We start from the raw sequence: 16,008 nt of genomic DNA on the forward strand, positions 1-16,008 counted from the left end.
GCTTTGCTCCTCTCTTGTTCTGGCTTGTTCTGGGCACCGGGATCAACCAAAACGGCCGGTGATGTAGGATTCGGTCAGCTCGTGTTCCGGCGTCGTGAACACCTTGCTGGTATCGTTTACTTCCACAAGATGGCCTAGGTGAAAGTAGGCGGTGCGGTTGGATACCCGCGCAGCCTGCTGCATCGAGTGGGTCACGATCACAATGGTGTAGCTCTCGGACATCTCAGCAATGAGCTCTTCAATTCTGGCAGTAGCAATAGGATCCAGCGCCGAACAGGGCTCATCCATCAGCACCACTTCGGGGCTGACGGCGATGGCTCTTGCGATACACAGCCGCTGTTGCTGGCCCCCTGACATGCCGGTTGCCATGGCATCAAGGCGATCCTTCACCTCGTTCCACAGGCCTGCCTTGCGTAGGCTGTTTTCTACAATGTCGTCCAGATCGGACTTGCGATTGGCCAGACCATGAATGCGAGGGCCATAGGCAACATTGTCGTAGATAGATTTTGGGAAGGGGTTGGGTTTCTGGAAAACCATACCCACGCGCGCGCGCAGCTCAACTACGTCTCGCTTTGAGTCATAGATGTTCTGCCCATCCAACAGCAATGAACCTTTGATCCGGCAGCTATCAATGCTGTCGTTCATGCGGTTCAAACAGCGCAAAAAGGTGGATTTGCCGCAACCGGAAGGCCCGATAAAGGCGATAACTTCATTGCGAGCGATATCCAGACTGATGTTTTTGATGGCCCGGGTTTCACCGTAAAACACTTCCACATCTCGCAGTTTAAACTTGGGATCGTCCGAAAACGGGATACCAACGGTTTTCCCTTCTTCAATCACTGTGTCTGCCGGGCGCTCAACCGGAGCGTTTATTGGGTCGGCTTCAGGCATGGCTGTCTCTTTTATCGCTGTTGGATTCATAGTTTTCGGGATAGTGTTAATCGTTGTGCCCATAAGTGTGGTCTCTCTACCAACGGCGCTCAAGGCGCTTGCGCAGCCATATGGCGAATGCATTCATGGTGATCAGGAAGGCGAGCAGAACCATAATGCCGGCAGAGGCCAGCTCCACGAATCCCTGCTCTGCACTGCCGGCCCAGATGAAAATCTGCACGGGTAAAACCGTTGCCGAACTGAAGAAGCCCTCTGGTATCTCAACAATAAACGCTACCATGCCAATCAAAAGCAAAGGCGCGGTTTCGCCCAGTGCCTGTGCCATGCCGATAATAGAACCGGTCAACATGCCGGGCATGGCCAGCGGTAGCACATGGTGCAGAACCACCTGCATTTTCGACGCGCCTATACCCTCTGCCGCCTCCCGTATCGAAGGCGGCACGCTTTTGATTGCCGCCCGGCTTGAGATAATGATGGTGGGCAATGTCATCAGCGCCAGCACCAAACCGCCCACTACGGGCACCGAGCGAGGCATACCAAATAGGCCGATAAACACCGCCAGCCCCAGCAACCCGAAAATGATAGAGGGAACAGCAGCAAGGTTATTAATGTTGACCTCAATAAAGTCCGTAAGGCGGTTACTCGGTGCAAACTCCTCCAGATAAACCGCAGCTGCCACTCCCACCGGGAAGGCGATAACCAAGGTCACTCCCATGGTCAGCAAGGAGCCGATCAAGGCTCCGAGAATACCGGCGTTGGATGGCTCCCGAGAATCCCCCCGGCTAAAAAACACATCGTTAAATCCAGTATCAATGACGCCTTTGCTCAGCAGCTCATCTGTCCAACGCTGTTGCTGCTCGGTGAGGCGTATGGAGTACCCGGGGTCGCCTGCATGTTTTACATAAACCGATACCGTATCGTGCGCCGGAAACTCAATAGTGCGAGTGCTACCAAGCCAATCCGGGTTCTCTTTCAACAGGTCTCGCACTTGATTGCTGGCGTAGCTGCCGGTCATCCGGCTGAGCTCCCGTTTATCCGCACGGCTCGTGGCCTGCGGAAAATACCCTTGTAGAGCTTTAATGATAGGTGCCTGAAAATCCGCCATGGCGATCTGATCCGGATCTGAGGCATCGTTCAGATACATTAATTCGCCATCTAAATGCACCTCAAGGGTCACCGTGGTTTTGATGAAGCCCGTATAGCCCTTGCTGATAATGTCGGTAAACAGAATCACCAGAGAAAAGAGCGCAATCGAAATAGCGGCTACGCCATAAAAGCGGAACCTACGCTCTTTGCGATAACGACGCTTTAGCGAGCGACGGACAAGTTCCGCCTGAGAACTTGGATTAGTCATATTGTTCCCTGTATTTGCGCACGACTTTCAGTGCAATCACGTTCAGCAGCAGCGTTACGATAAAGAGCATCATGCCCAGAGCAAATGCGGCCAGAGTCTTGGCGCTGTCGAATTCCTGATCGCCCGTGAGCAGCGTGACAATTTGCACCGTGACGGTAGTGACCGAATCCAACGGGTTGGCCGTCAAGTTTGCGGCCAGTCCGGCGGCCATAACAACAATCATGGTTTCACCAATGGCCCGGGATGCAGCTAACAATATGCCCCCCATAATGCCCGGCAACGCTGCCGGAAAAATCACATTCTTCATGGTTTCAGACTGGGTGGCGCCCAGCGCCAAAGAGCCATCCCGCAGAGTGCGGGGAACTGCATTAATCACGTCATCGGATAAAGAGGACACAAAAGGGATAATCATAATGCCCATCACTAGCCCCGCCGCCAACGCACTCTGGGAAGAGGCTTCAAGCCCCAAAGCCAGAGCTAGATCACGGATAAAGGGCGCTACGGTGAGCGCTGCAAAAAAGCCGTAAACGACAGTAGGCACACCGGCGAGCATTTCCAGCAAGGGCTTGACCACCGAACGCACCATTGGGCTGGCGTACTCGGAGAGGTACACCGCTGACAGCAAGCCAACCGGCACAGCAATCAGCAAGGCAATCGCAGAAATCATGAGCGTTCCGGTAAACAACGGAATAATACCGAATGCGCCTTCTGAACCTATCTGATCCGCTCGCAGGGCGGTTTGTGGACTCCAACTGGTGCCGAACAAAAATTCACTCACCGGTACCTTTTCAAAAAAACGGAAGGTTTCGAAAATAACTGAGAAAACAATGCCAATGGTGGTAAGAATGGCAACGGCGGCGCACACGAAAAACAAACGCTGTAGCGTACGCTCCACACTCTTGCGAGCATTGATTTGCGGTGCGACCTGCGTCCAGGCAAAGGTGCCACCAAGAACCGCAATCAAGATTACTAATAGCGTCTTGAATTGACTACTCTGCTCGCGCAACTCTTGCAGTAGGGTCGCGGCACCGGAAATGCCTTCCGGAACCATCGCTGGGTCCAGCTTTCCAGCGGCTAGATTACTAATTTGAGAAAGCGTCAGGCTGGCGCGCCCTGCCGATTGCGGAGCGAGTTCTGCGGGCAAGGACGCCATAACCATGTCTTGAATGACTTTGCCTTCAAACGCAGCCCAGGTTCCTAGAATAATCAGGGCCGGGATTGCACACCAAAGTGCTGCTCTGGCGGCATAGTACGCTGGCAGAGCCTTGAGATTACGGATACCACCCAAAGGCGCTGCCACAGCGCGGGAGCGCATAAAAGCGAACCCGTAAGCCACTGCGGCAAGCACCAAAACTAGGGGCAATAAATCAGCTGTCTGCATGGTAGTCTCGTTGATTCATGGCTGTCTCCTGAGTTCATTGCCCCTATTTTCTACCAATCGGATATTAAAGCTCATTACCCGTCATTGGCTTGAGTTCTCTAACGGCTTTTGCGGTTTCCATGCGCACATTGCGTGGGTTAGGGATTAAGCCCACATCCACCAAGTAGCCATTGTCGCCCCATGCACCTTCTGTGGTGAACTCCTGTGCATATTCGGCGATACCGGGAACCACACCTGCGTGGGCATTTTTAATGTAGAAAAACAGGGAGCGAGCCACGGGATACTCTTCATCGGCAATGGTATCTGGCGTTGGCTCCACACCGTTGATGGTGGATGCCTGAATTTCACCGCTGTTTTCCATCAGGAAGCTGTAGCCAAAGATACCCAGTGTGTCTTTGTCCTGAGCCAGTCGCTGAACGATCAAATTGTCGTTTTCACCGGCTTCAACAAAGGCGCCGTCTTCGCGCATATTATGGCAAACACCGCGCATTTCTTTCTTTTCCATCGCCTTGATAAAATCAAACGTCTTACAACCACCTTCCATCGCGATTTCTACAAAAGCGTCACGGGTTCCGGACGTCGGAGGTGGTCCCATCACACTTATTTCTTTCGCTGGCAGGCTAGAGTCTATATCGCTCCATTTTTCATAAGGGTTGGCGACCAATTTGTCACCGCCTTTGGGGTCTGGCACATCTTTCGCTAAAGCCAAGAACACCTGGCGCAGGCTCAGGTCCATGGGGTCCGCTTCCTTCGAATTAGCGATAACAATGCCATCGGCACCGATTTTCACTTCGGTAATGGCCTCTACGCCATTGCGCTGACACATTTCAAACTCGCTAGCCTTCATCCGGCGCGACGCGTTTGTAATATCCGGGTGCTGGGTGCCGATTCCAGCACAAAACAACTTGAAACCACCGCCCGAGCCGGTTGATTCCAGCTTAGGCGTGGGGAAGTCAGTGTTACGACCAAAGCGTTCGGCAACAACGGTAGCAAAAGGGTAAACCGTTGAAGAACCCACAACGTTTACGGTGTCACGGGCCAGTGCGGGAGCGGAAACGATAGACATCCCGCCAGTCAAGGCAACAATAGCAATAGCTTTATTCGGTTTAATCACGTTGTATCTCCATCAGTCACTTATGTTGTGTACAGCACCGGTTTACTGATGGGTGAAGATTAAAGCCTCTGTATGACAGCTTTGTTACACATAGAGTAGAAGCCGCAAATAAGCTTGCAGCCGCCAGATAGGCCGTTAACATGCTAAGAAAATAATTCTAGATAACAAAAGGCGTGATCCATGACTGCATACGATGACGATAAACCCCAGCCCCGGGGCGACTTAACCCTTCAGATCGTTCCATTACCTCAGGATACAAACGCCAATGGCGATGTCTTCGCCGGTTGGCTGGTCAAACAGATGGATATTGCCGCAGCCACCGTCGCTGGACGTATTTCTCTGGGCCGCAACGCTACCGTGGCCATGGACGGGATGGAATTTCTTTCCCCGTTACGGGTCGGTTCCCAAGTCGGCTGTTACTGCGAATTAGTAGACATAGGCCGCAGCTCCATGAAAATCAATGTGGAAGTATGGACCCTTGACCGCACCGCAAAAAATCCGCGCAAAGTCACCGAGGGCAGGTTTGTCTACGTGGCCATTGATGAACAAGGCCGAATTCGAGAAGTTCCGGAACAGAAAGCCTGACCATCAATCGACCTTGCTCGCCAAGCCTCACTGCATTGATCCCATCGAATCACTTGAAGGTTCAAGCTTAGGCGTGGTCTTGATGAGCCGGTCAAACAGAGATCGATACTTCCCTAAAAGCACCGACGCACCCCAGGCATCGGGTTGGCAGCAAGGTGGCGGCTTTTCAATAAGCCGCTGCAAGCAACTGACTGCAGCCTCCGCTTCCGTATCAGCAGCCTCTTCATGGCTTTCGTAACGACAGCTGTGAGGCACGTACTCCCGATAAGCCAACCTGTCCGGCGCCAATGGGATGCACCCAGCGGCCATAGCCTCCAGCATCGACAGGCCCTGAAAATCATGAAGCGCCGTTGATAGAACAATATCTGCTTTGCGTAGCAGTCTGTCGTATGTAGCTCGGCTCTCCAGAAACCCCCAATTTTCTATGCGATCACGGAACCTTGTCGCTATCTGGGCAAAGGCGCTTGGATGGTTACGAAAACTCTCTCCGACCACGCTCAGACGATACGGCTGTTGCTGCTTTTCTAACACGTTCAGAAAGTTAAGCAGCCTGTCTGGCCCTTTATCGTATTCCCAGCGGTGGTTCCAGAGCAGATGCGGGCACTCTCGATTCAAGGGCGTTGGTGTGCCCTCAAACAAAGCGTCTTCGATAGGCACCGGCAGCACTTCGGATTTATGCTTTAGGTTATCGACCAGCCCCTTCGGCACCGCATCTGGCATTTTGTTCAAAAACGCCCCCACCCCGGTCAAAAAGCTGTCTCGATTCCAAGCACTGTTGAATGCCACACAGTCTGCAGCCAGAGCGCCATAGAGATTCACCATTTGAGGCTCTACGCGCCCCTGCTGCTGACTGCTTACAGGGAAGGCAAACTGATTCTCATGCATGTATAACAAACAAGGCGTGCTCGCCAGTTTTGGGTGCAGCCCCCGCAAGGTTGCGAGGTCCACCATGGATGTAGCAACGACCAAATCCCAGGGCGTCTGAAAACAGGGCTCGTTAAGCCAACTCAGAGCGTTGCCGCGGATACGCCACTGAAAAAATCGTGGGGCTAATGCCAAGGTATGCCAGTGATAGTCCGGCAAGAGTTGAACGAGTTGCTCCCGCCAACGTTTATGACTGGCGGCGTCGTAGGCCGACAGCAGCAGAATACGTGGCTTGATGCTCACCAGGGTAGCTCTTCACCATTGCTGTGCCAGAAGGAGCCGGTGTTTTCCAGATTCAGTCTGGCAATCTGTTTAGCCAGCCCACGGGCAGAGTCTTCCGGGGTGATCAGGCCACCAAAGTTCACCATTCGGGTCTTCACATAACCCGGATGCAGCTGAACTACAGCAATCCCCCTTGGTTTCAAATCTATCGCCAAGGATTTGCCAAACGCGTTCAATGCCGCCTTGGATGCGCGATAACCGTAACGACCGCCAGAATCGTTATCGGCAATAGAGCCCATACGGCTGGTGATATTGGCGATTTTGCTGCCCTGCCCCATAAAAGGAATCAGGGCTTCAGCTACACGCAGAGGTGCGTAGGCGTTGATTTCCATTTGTGCGCGAATGGAACCGAAATCGATGCTGCCCAGCTGTTCATCCTGCAGCAAGCCCGCATTGTTGATCAGCAGACTGATGTTTTTGCCCACGAGGCCTGCCTTCAGCTTTTCGATGCCTTCGTCAGTGGTTACATCTACGCCTCCAATTACCTGTGCCGCCACACTTGCCAGCTCATCAGAGGACTGTCGACACACTCCCATTACGTCATGCCCTTCACCGGCATAATAGCGAGCGAGCTCAAGCCCAATGCCACGATTAGCACCTGTGATGACAACTATGTTGGATTCCGACATAAAAACTCCTCCATTCTGATCAAATTCATCGATCTACAGAGCCTCGCCTGCCTATTGGCAAGGTCGTCCGTATCTGCAATGGTTACACCATAACGTTTAATCTGACCAAAGCGCGATAGCAGAGACCCGCAACCTATGAACTTCAGGCAGTTAAGTGCACTGGCAATGAGCTTCGCTCTGGTCGCTCCGGCCGCAACCGCTGATATGGGCATAGCACCGTTCGTGGGCTATCGCATGGGCAGCTCGGTCGATATTGAAACCGCTGGCGCCAACACAAAAGACCGAATCCGATTCAGGGACACCAAAAGCCATGGACTAACCTTGAATTTCGACCTGCCAGAAGCAGGTAAGCAGGGTGAGCTGTATTTTGGCCGCCAGGGTACCTCGGTAAAGCTGAATAACGGCCTCTTTGCCCCCGGCACTAGGGAAATTGACCTTACTATCTACCAACTGCAATTCGGTGGTCTTTATTTCCCGGGTGGCAAAAGCTATGGGGGCTTTGCATCTGGCGTATTAGGCCTGACCCGCCTGGAGCCAGGCGATTCAGCATACAATACAGAGCATCGTCTGGCCCTGTCCCTCGGCGGTGGTTACCAGTTCTTACTTAGTGAAAAGCTACGCTTACGGCTTGACCTTCGAGGAGTTTATACAGCCCTGGATTCCGGCGGCTCTGTATTCTGTTCAGGTGGCTGCCAACTTACCTACCGCAGCAGCGGCTATCTCCAAGTTGAGGCATCTGCAGGTCTGGTGTTGCGTTTCTAAACCCACCTGCTGTCATGCTTTAACTACATGCCTTTCGGGCAGCATCAATGACAACAACGCAGCTGTTGATACCAGGCCCGACGATATCCACAAGCACGCCTCCAGCCCGTATACCTGATACACCCAGCCAGACAATATCGTACCCAGCAACCGGCCCGCGGCATTGGACATGTAATAGAAACCCACATCCAGGGATACACCATCACCTCTGGCATAGCTGACAATCAGGTAGCTATGCAGGGAGGAGTTGATGGCAAACAAAACTCCGAACAGCAACAAACCACCCACGACCACAATCTGTGGCGACCAGCCGGCCATCAGACCAAGGGCAATCGCCGCAGGAACCAATGCCAGTCCTGCGGCCCAGAATGCGGCAGGCTGTTTGCCTTCGCTTGTGCCGGTAATCCGGGGCGCTATGGTCTGGATAACGCCATAGCCGATGACCCAGATAGCCATAAAACCGCCAACCTTCCAGAAATCCCAACCAAAGACCGTATGCAGATAAACGGGCAGAGCCACAACAAACCACACATCCCGGGCACCAAACAGAAACATACGGGCTGCAGACAGCACGTTAATGGCCGGGCTTTTTGAAAGAATCTCCCGGAATTTCGGTTTTGCGGTGCTCTTGCCCAACTCCTGTTTAAGCAAAAACAGACTGGCGAGCCAAACCAACCCGAGAGCCGCAGCCATTGCAAGCACCGCGCCGGTGAAGCCCACCGACATCAGCAGAACGCCACCCAGAAAAAAGCCCACGCCTTTCAGCGTGTTCTTCGATCCCGTCAGTATGGCGACCCATTTATACAAAGTGCCCTGCTGCTCATCTGGCACCAGCAATTTGATGCCGCTTTTGGCAGACATTTTGTTCAGGTCTTTGGCAATACCAGACAAAGCTTGCGCCGCCATCACCCAGGGCACTGTGAGCATGGCCGCCGGAACAGCCAGCATGGCCAAGGCCGCGATCTGCAGGAACAATCCGATGTTCATGGTGCGATTCAAGCCCATACGAGCGCCCAGATACCCACCCACCAGATTGGTCACCACCCCGAAGAACTCGTAGAAAATGAATAGTAGGGCAATTTCAAGGGGCGAGTACCCGAGCTGATGGAAGTGCAGCACCACCAGCATACGCAAGGCACCATCCGTCAGAGTGAAGGCCCAATAATTACCTGTGATCACCAGATACTGACGGATGGCTGCGCTCATATCAGACAGCCCCTACCTTGCGCACCAGTTCTACAGTGCGATTGGCGTATCCCCATTCGTTGTCGTACCAGGCGTAGATTTTTACCTGAGTGCCGTTGATAACCAGCGTGGACAAAGCATCAACAATGGATGAGCGCGGATCCGTTTTGTAATCGATAGAGACTAACGGGCGCTCTTCATAACCCAGAATACCCTTCAGTTCGCCCTCGGCGGCTTCTTTCAGCAACCGGTTCACGATGTCGGAATCTGTTGGTGTTTCCACTTCAAAAACGCAGTCAGTCAGCGAAGCATTGGTCAGAGGAACCCGCACTGCGTGGCCATCAAGGCGCCCTTTCAGCTCCGGGAAGATTTCAATGATTGCGGTAGCGGAACCAGTACTCGTAGGAATCAGCGAACTGCCGCAGGCTCTGGCTCTACGTGGGTCTTTATGGGGCGCGTCGAGAATTGTTTGGGTATTGGTCAGACTGTGAATGGTAGTGATCGAGCCGTGCTTAATGCCGAGCTTTTCGTGAATCACTTTGACCACCGGTGCCAGACAGTTGGTGGTGCAAGAGGCTGCTGTCACAATGCGGTCGCTGGCCGGCTCGAAAATGTGCTCGTTCACGCCCATCACTATGTTCTTGGCGCCAGCTTCCTTCACCGGCGCTGTCACCACTACGCGCTTCACGCCTTGATCGAGGTAACCCTGCAGCGCCGCGACGGTTTTGTTGGCGCCACTGGCTTCGATCACTATATCGCAGCCTGACCAGTCCGTGTCACCGATGGCCTTATTATGGGTAACCTCGATGCGCTTGCCGTCGATCACCATCTCATCGCCACTGGCGGAAGCCTCATGGCTCCAGATACCGTGAACACTGTCGAAGTTCAGCAGGTGCGCCAAGGCGTGAGTCTCCGCCCCGGGGTCGTTAATGGCAACAAACTCCAGTTCCGGCCAGCCCCAGGCCGCCCTCAGCGACAGGCGGCCAATACGGCCAAATCCGTTAATACCTACTTTGATCTTGCTCATAACTATCTCCTTGCGTGAAAGCCATCAGGCCAAGGATCAGGGACACTGCATCGTCGGGCGATCGACAATGGCCTGAAGCTTCGCCAGAGGTGATTTAAGTACCGCCTCGTTATGTGCCGCCGTTTCGTCCAAAACTCGAAACACCCACGCAGGCAAAGTGGGGGGAATAGAATAGTAGATCCACTGCCCCCGGCGCTCTGTTGCCACCAACCCTGTGTCTCTCAGTATGGCCAGATGACGGCTGACTTTTGGCTGAGACACATCTAAGGCTTCTGTCAGTTCGCAGACACACAACTCTTGCCGGCGCCGAATCAGCAGCATACTGACCAGCCGCAATTCATCACTCAAAGCCTTAAACAGCACGATAGGGCTAATTTCTATGGACTGCTGGCAAGTTTCTTGTGCGGGCAAGGCACCTTTTTTATCGATCATGCAGTTAGCTCACACTCTTGAATATTCGATTATCCATATATATGATCAAGGCGATATTAGGCAGGTAATGTTACAAAGTAAAGACACCAACCAGCCATTTCACTCATTGAAATTTTAGGACTTCCAGTCGCTCTATGAAATCAACCGACCTGCCCAATATTGTCGCCGAACTGTTTCAGCCCCCCACCAGTGAGCAGCTATTTACTACCGAGGCGCCGGAACACGCACCTCGAATATTGCTTCTGTACGGCTCCTTGCGCGCTCGTTCTTTCAGCCGCCTTGCCGTTGAAGAGGCCGCTCGTTTACTGGAGGCCATGGGCGCGGAAACCCGCATCTTTAACCCGCGCGGCCTGCCGCTGGCCGATGCCGAAGAGGCTTCTCACCCGAAAGTTCAGGAACTGAGAGTGCTGGCCGAGTGGGCGGAAGGAATGGTGTGGTGCTCACCGGAGCGCCATGGTGCCATGACTGGCGTTATGAAAACCCAAATTGACTGGATTCCTTTGTCCATAGGGGCGGTTCGCCCCACTCAAGGTAAAACTCTGGCGGTGATGCAGGTGTGCGGCGGCTCCCAGTCGTTCAATGTGGTTAATCAACTGCGGGTTCTGGGCCGCTGGATGCGGATGCTGACCATTCCAAACCAATCACCAGTGCCAAAAGCGTTCATGGAGTTTGACGACAATGACCGTATGAAACCTTCTGCCTATTACGACCGCATCGTGGATGTGATGGAAGAGTTGGTGAAATTCACTTTGCTGGTACGCGACCGCAGTGACTACCTCACCAACCGCTATTCCGAGCGAAAAGAAAGCGCTGAAGACTTATCAAAGCGTGTTAACCAACGGTCTATCTGAGAGTGAGCTATGAGCCAAAACACCGAAGCGGAAAACACAAAAACAGAAGGCATGGACCTGTTCGGACGCTATCTGTCGGTATGGGTAGCTCTGGCCATTATCGCTGGCGTGGCTCTGGGCCAGTTTGCGCCGGTGGTGCCTGAAGCCCTGTCTCGCTTTGAATACGCACAGGTGTCTATCACTATCGCCATCCTGATCTGGGCAATGATTTTTCCCATGATGGCGCAAATTGATTTCAGCGCCATTGTTGGAGTGCGAAAAGAACCGAAGGGTTTAGCCATTACCACCGTTGTGAACTGGCTGATCAAACCCTTCACCATGTTCGCCATTGCGTGGTTCTTTCTGATGGTAGTATTTGAACCTTGGATCGCCCCGCAATTAGCCAGCGAATACCTGGCAGGCGCGATTCTGCTGGGCGCAGCACCCTGTACGGCCATGGTGTTCGTGTGGAGCTACCTCACCAAAGGCGACGCCGCTTACACACTGGTTCAGGTATCCCTGAACGACATCATTATGCTGTTTGCCTTCGCACCCATTGTGGTCTTTCTGCTAGGCATCTCCGACATTCAGGTGCCCTGGAATACAGTAATTCTGTCGGTTGTATTGTATATCGTGATCCCGCTGGCCGCAGGCTATCTTACCCGCCGCACATTAATCGCGCACCGAGGCGAGCCTTGGTACAACGACGTGTTCATGAAACGGCTGGGGCCCATTACGCCAGCGGCGCTGATTGTCACCCTCGTGTTGCTGTTCGCCTTTCAAGGCGAAGTCATTCTGGAAAACCCGCTGCACATTGCGCTAATTGCCGTACCGCTGATCATCCAGACGGTGCTGATTTTTTTCATCGCTTACGGGTGGGCCAGATTGTGGAAGGTTCGCCACTGCATCGCCGCCCCCGGCGCCATGATCGGTGCCAGTAATTTCTTTGAACTGGCGGTAGCCGCAGCCATTGCCCTGTTTGGCCTGCAATCAGGAGCGGCATTGGCGACAGTGGTTGGCGTGCTGGTGGAAGTGCCTTTGATGCTGGTTCTCGTAAGAATTGCCAATACCACCCGCAACAAATTTCCAACCTAACGGCTCTGGGCTGCCCCGGGCGCGATCTAAGCGCATTACATCCGGGGCTTGAGATCTGTTCAGTGAACTAGCACCCTGCTAATATCCCGACCACCTTTTCTTTCCCACGAACTTTACACCTCTGACCCGAACGGAACTCTCAGAATGGATTTTCTTCAGGCTTTGTTCCTTGGCCTCCTTCAGGGACTGACCGAATTCCTGCCCATTTCCAGCTCTGCGCACCTTATTCTTGTGCCCGCATTTTTCGACTGGGTGGATCAAGGTGTCGCTTTCGATCTTGCCGTGCATGTGGGCACCCTGCTGGCGGTGGTGCTCTACTTCCGCGCCGACGTGTTCAGTATCGCCCGGGATGGCCTTATTTCCATTAGCCGTCGCCGCGTCGTTGGCCAAGGCGCCTTGGCCCTTTATTTGGTGATAGGCACAATACCGGCTGGTCTGGCGGGCCTCGCATTGTTGGACATCATCGATAACGAACTGCGCGCCGTGGAAATCATTTTCGCGACTACGCTGATCTTCGGCCTGCTGCTGGGCGTTGCAGACTGGATGCCCAAACGCCAACGCTCTCTGGACAGCCTCAATTGGAAAGATGCACTACTGGTAGGCATTGCTCAGGCAATCGCACTTGTTCCCGGCACCTCCAGATCCGGTATTACCATCACTGCAGGCCTGTTTCTGGGCATGAGCCGGGAAACCGCCTCCCGCTTCTCCTTCCTATTGGCTATTCCAATTACCGCACTGGCCTCTGCGGTTAAGCTGCTGGAAGTTGCGACTGCGGATATAGTCGTAGATTGGGGCGCGTTTTTGGTAGGTGGTGTTACGTCGTTCGTTGTTGCCATTACCGCGATCCATTTCTTCCTGAAATGGCTCAACAAAGTGGGCATGTGGCCTTATGTTATCTACAGAGTTATTTTGGCAGGGGTTATTTACGTGGCATTGATGTAAAGGGCTGCCGCAGCGTCAGAAGCGGAGGCAGGGTAAGGCTTTTCAAAACTGTGCGGAGCCATGGGTGAAGAGCGCCAGCTCTTCACGGGTTGGCCAAGGACGGCCAACCCTGGATTCTCACTGCGACGCAGGAGCATAAAGCAATGAGAAGCGGAGCCCAAGCGCCACATGGATGTGCCGCAAGGAGCGTGTTTTGAAAAGCCTTACCCTGCCTCTGCGAACACCAAGGCCTAGCAAGCCTCCAGAGGCGCATAGGCCAGCACCAGCCACTTAGCCCCTTCATCAAAGTTCACCTGAACCCGCGTATGGTGACCGCTACCCTCAGCATTCATGACCACACCCTCGCCAAACTTCGGGTGCCGAACCCGCTGCCCCAGACTGAAACCGGACTGCTGAGCAGAGTCCTGACTGAACAAGCCTTCGTTCGGGCGATCCATCATCGCCGGGCGGGTCACCGTGTTACGCAACCGCACTTCCTGCAGGCAATCACCGGGAATCTCCCGCACAAAGCGGGAAAGTGCATTGAACTTTTCTTGCCCATAAAGACGACGGGATTCGGCGTAGGTAATCACCAGTTTTTTCATGGCTCGGGTGATACCCACATAGGCCAGTCGCCGCTCCTCTTCCATACGTCCCGGCTCTTCCAGAGACATGCTATGGGGAAATAGCCCTTCTTCGACACCGGCAAGAAATACCAGTGGGAACTCCAAACCCTTGGCGGAATGCAGGGTCATCAACTGCACGCTATCTTCGTGATCACCCGCCTGAGACTCGCCAGCATCCAGTGCTGCCTGAGCAATGAATTCCGAGAGCGGATCTACACCCTCTTCCACCTCAAAATCGGCTAAGGCGTTGACCAATTCCTCTAGGTTCTCAACCCGAGCTTGACCCTTTTCGCCCTTCTCGCTGGCGTGGTAGTCCTTGAGCCCGCTGGCTTCAATGGTCTGCTTCATCAGGCCGTGAAGCGATGCTTCTTCGGCCATAACAGACAGCTCTTCAATGACCCTAATGAAGGTTTGTAAGCCAGTTTTCGCTCGGCCTTTAACCTGTTCAGCTTCCAGCAGGCGCTCTGCGGATTCCCAAAGCGATATGCCTTGGTTGGTTGCGTATTCGCGCAGCTCCGCCAGGCTTTTTGCCCCGATGCCCCGGGTTGGCACGTTCACCACCCGCTCGAAGGCGGCGTCGTCTCGGCGATAATGCACCAGCCGCAAATACGCCAAAGCATTGCGAATTTCCTGACGATCATAGAAGCGAAGGCCACCATACACGCGGTACGGGATGCCTTGACGCATCAAGGACTCTTCCAACACCCTGGACTGGGCGTTAGAGCGGTACAGGATGGCGGATTCGCTGCGCAAATTGCCCTCACTTACCCAGCTGGAGATACTGTCGGCAATGTAATTGGCTTCGTCTTGCTCATTAAACGCGGCATACAGGCTGATGGGTTCGCCTTCTACGCCATCGGTCCAGAGCTCCTTGCCTAACCGGCCTTGGTTATTAGCAATCACCGAGTTAGCAGCTTTCAGAATCAACTGTGTGGAACGGTAGTTTTGCTCTAGCCGAACCAACCGGGCATTGGGAAAGTCTCGCTGGTACTGCTGGATATTCTCGATTTTCGCACCGCGCCAGCCGTAGATGGATTGGTCGTCGTCACCCACCACGGTTAAGGGAACACGATTGCCCGCCAGAACCTGCAGCCATGCGTACTGGATGGTATTGGTATCCTGAAACTCGTCAACGAGAATATGCTGGAAGCGCTGCTGGTAATGGGTCAGCAGCTCCGGCCGATGCAACCATAGTTCGTGGGAGCGCAAAAGCAGCTCCCCAAAATCTACCAGCCCACTCTGTTGGCACAGTTCTTCATAGCGGCGATACACCTTCAACATGGTGGAGGTAAAATGGTCCCCCGGATTTTCCTGAATATGGTCAGCCCGCAAGCCCTCGTCTTTCTGACTGCCGATAAACCATTGGGCCTGTTTGGGCGGGAACTTGCTCTCGTCAATCTGAGCTTCACGCATCACCCGCTTAACCATGCGCAGCTGATCATCGCTGTCCAGCACCTGAAAGTTCTCTGGTAGCCCGGCATCCTTTGAGTGTGCCCGTAGCAGACGGTGGGCAATACCGTGGAAGGTGCCAAACCAAAGGCCCCGCGACGGGATATTCATCATCTCTTCGATGCGGTAACGCATCTCTTTGGCAGCTTTATTGGTGAAAGTGACCGCCAGAATGCCCGTAGGTGGAACGCGATCTACCTGCATCAACCACGCAATCCGATGTACCAGCACCCGAGTTTTTCCACTCCCGGCACCGGCCAGCACTAACAAATGGTCGTTCTGTGCTGTGACTGCCTCACGCTGGGCATCATTCAAGGAATCGATAATGTGAGAGACATCCATGGGGGAAACCGCTGTAGTCCGGTGAATTGGGAATTCAGGCTGCGGATTATAACAACTCAGCGCCAAACCTGCGCTGATGCGTACATTTCACTATCAAGTTCCGCTCACATTGGCCGACAACAGAAAATAACAGTACGAAACACAATCAGCATTTCGTCTAATAATAGCAACCTATATGC

15 protein-coding genes are annotated in these 16,008 nt (G+C 53.6%); 5 read left to right on the forward strand and 10 right to left on the reverse strand.

Annotated elements, in window-relative coordinates:
* Positions 1-42 precede the first annotated feature (42 nt).
* The 4 genes from pstB to FE845_RS05970 all read right to left on the reverse strand — a co-directional run bounded on the left by pstB (position 43) and on the right by FE845_RS05970 (position 4,740).
* Positions 43-891, reverse strand: a complete 849-nt coding sequence (gene pstB, locus FE845_RS05955; RefSeq protein WP_265091982.1) for a phosphate ABC transporter ATP-binding protein PstB — start codon at positions 889-891, stop codon at positions 43-45.
* 76 nt (positions 892-967) lie between these two features.
* The gene (gene pstA, locus FE845_RS05960) at positions 968-2,245 is read right to left on the reverse strand and encodes a phosphate ABC transporter permease PstA (RefSeq protein ID WP_200362352.1); all 1,278 of its coding nucleotides are present in this window, start codon (positions 2,243-2,245) and stop codon (positions 968-970) included.
* Positions 2,238-3,626, reverse strand: a complete 1,389-nt coding sequence (pstC, locus tag FE845_RS05965) for a phosphate ABC transporter permease subunit PstC (RefSeq protein WP_200362354.1) — start codon at positions 3,624-3,626, stop codon at positions 2,238-2,240. The genes pstA and pstC overlap by 8 nt, the downstream gene beginning before the upstream one ends.
* A gap of 64 nt (positions 3,627-3,690) precedes the next feature.
* Positions 3,691-4,740 carry a substrate-binding domain-containing protein gene (locus FE845_RS05970; RefSeq protein WP_413785072.1) on the reverse strand — a complete coding sequence of 350 codons (1,050 nt, stop codon included), beginning with the start codon at positions 4,738-4,740 and terminating at the stop codon, positions 3,691-3,693.
* 180 nt (positions 4,741-4,920) lie between these two features.
* On the opposite strand from FE845_RS05970, the gene FE845_RS05975 reads away from it, so the two are divergent.
* Positions 4,921-5,325 carry an acyl-CoA thioesterase gene (locus FE845_RS05975; protein WP_200362356.1) on the forward strand — a complete coding sequence of 135 codons (405 nt, stop codon included), beginning with the start codon at positions 4,921-4,923 and terminating at the stop codon, positions 5,323-5,325.
* Positions 5,326-5,352: 27 nt separating this feature from the next.
* On the opposite strand, the gene FE845_RS05980 is transcribed toward FE845_RS05975, so the two are convergent.
* Together FE845_RS05980 and FE845_RS05985 are read right to left on the reverse strand one after the other, a co-directional pair.
* Positions 5,353-6,492 (reverse strand): DUF3524 domain-containing protein, encoded by a 1,140-nt coding sequence (locus FE845_RS05980; protein WP_320159668.1) that lies wholly within the window; start codon positions 6,490-6,492, stop codon positions 5,353-5,355.
* Positions 6,489-7,160, reverse strand: coding sequence for an SDR family oxidoreductase (locus tag FE845_RS05985; RefSeq protein WP_200362358.1), 672 nt, complete (start codon positions 7,158-7,160; stop codon positions 6,489-6,491). Before FE845_RS05985 ends, FE845_RS05980 begins: the two co-directional genes overlap by 4 nt.
* A 135-nt stretch (positions 7,161-7,295) precedes the next feature.
* Here FE845_RS05985 and FE845_RS05990 point away from each other — a divergent pair, with 135 nt between their 5' ends.
* Positions 7,296-7,922, forward strand: coding sequence for a hypothetical protein (locus tag FE845_RS05990; protein ID WP_200362360.1), 627 nt, complete (start codon positions 7,296-7,298; stop codon positions 7,920-7,922).
* A 12-nt stretch (positions 7,923-7,934) separates the two neighbouring features.
* On the opposite strand, the gene arsJ is transcribed toward FE845_RS05990, so the two are convergent.
* Genes arsJ through FE845_RS06005 form a run of 3 tightly spaced genes read right to left on the reverse strand, consistent with a single transcriptional unit; the run spans position 7,935 to position 10,566 of the window.
* Complete coding sequence (arsJ, locus tag FE845_RS05995) at positions 7,935-9,128, reverse strand: organoarsenical effux MFS transporter ArsJ (protein WP_200362362.1); 1,194 nt, start codon at positions 9,126-9,128, stop codon at positions 7,935-7,937.
* A gap of 1 nt (position 9,129) precedes the next feature.
* Positions 9,130-10,134 carry an ArsJ-associated glyceraldehyde-3-phosphate dehydrogenase gene (locus FE845_RS06000; RefSeq protein ID WP_200362364.1) on the reverse strand — a complete coding sequence of 335 codons (1,005 nt, stop codon included), beginning with the start codon at positions 10,132-10,134 and terminating at the stop codon, positions 9,130-9,132.
* Between the two features lie 36 nt (positions 10,135-10,170).
* Entirely contained in the window at positions 10,171-10,566 is a 396-nt protein-coding gene (locus FE845_RS06005; RefSeq protein ID WP_200362366.1) for an ArsR/SmtB family transcription factor, read from the reverse strand.
* A 134-nt stretch (positions 10,567-10,700) separates the two neighbouring features.
* On the opposite strand from FE845_RS06005, the gene arsH reads away from it, so the two are divergent.
* The 3 genes from arsH (at position 10,701) to FE845_RS06020 (ending at position 13,433) form a co-directional block, all read left to right on the forward strand.
* Positions 10,701-11,417, forward strand: a complete 717-nt coding sequence (arsH, locus tag FE845_RS06010; RefSeq protein ID WP_200362368.1) for an arsenical resistance protein ArsH — start codon at positions 10,701-10,703, stop codon at positions 11,415-11,417.
* 9 nt (positions 11,418-11,426) lie between these two features.
* A complete protein-coding gene (gene arsB / locus FE845_RS06015) occupies positions 11,427-12,491 on the forward strand; it encodes an ACR3 family arsenite efflux transporter (protein ID WP_200362370.1) in 1,065 nt (354 codons plus the stop codon).
* A 144-nt stretch (positions 12,492-12,635) separates the two neighbouring features.
* Complete coding sequence (locus tag FE845_RS06020; RefSeq protein ID WP_200362372.1) at positions 12,636-13,433, forward strand: undecaprenyl-diphosphate phosphatase; 798 nt, start codon at positions 12,636-12,638, stop codon at positions 13,431-13,433.
* Positions 13,434-13,663: 230 nt separating this feature from the next.
* Here the strand turns inward: FE845_RS06020 and uvrD are convergent, their stop codons facing one another.
* Entirely contained in the window at positions 13,664-15,829 is a 2,166-nt protein-coding gene (gene uvrD, locus FE845_RS06025; protein WP_200362374.1) for a DNA helicase II, read from the reverse strand.
* Between the last annotated feature and the right edge of the window lie 179 nt (positions 15,830-16,008).

It is taken from the genome of Marinobacter sp. 1-4A, from assembly GCF_016597725.1.
Lineage (GTDB): Bacteria > Pseudomonadota > Gammaproteobacteria > Pseudomonadales > Oleiphilaceae > Marinobacter.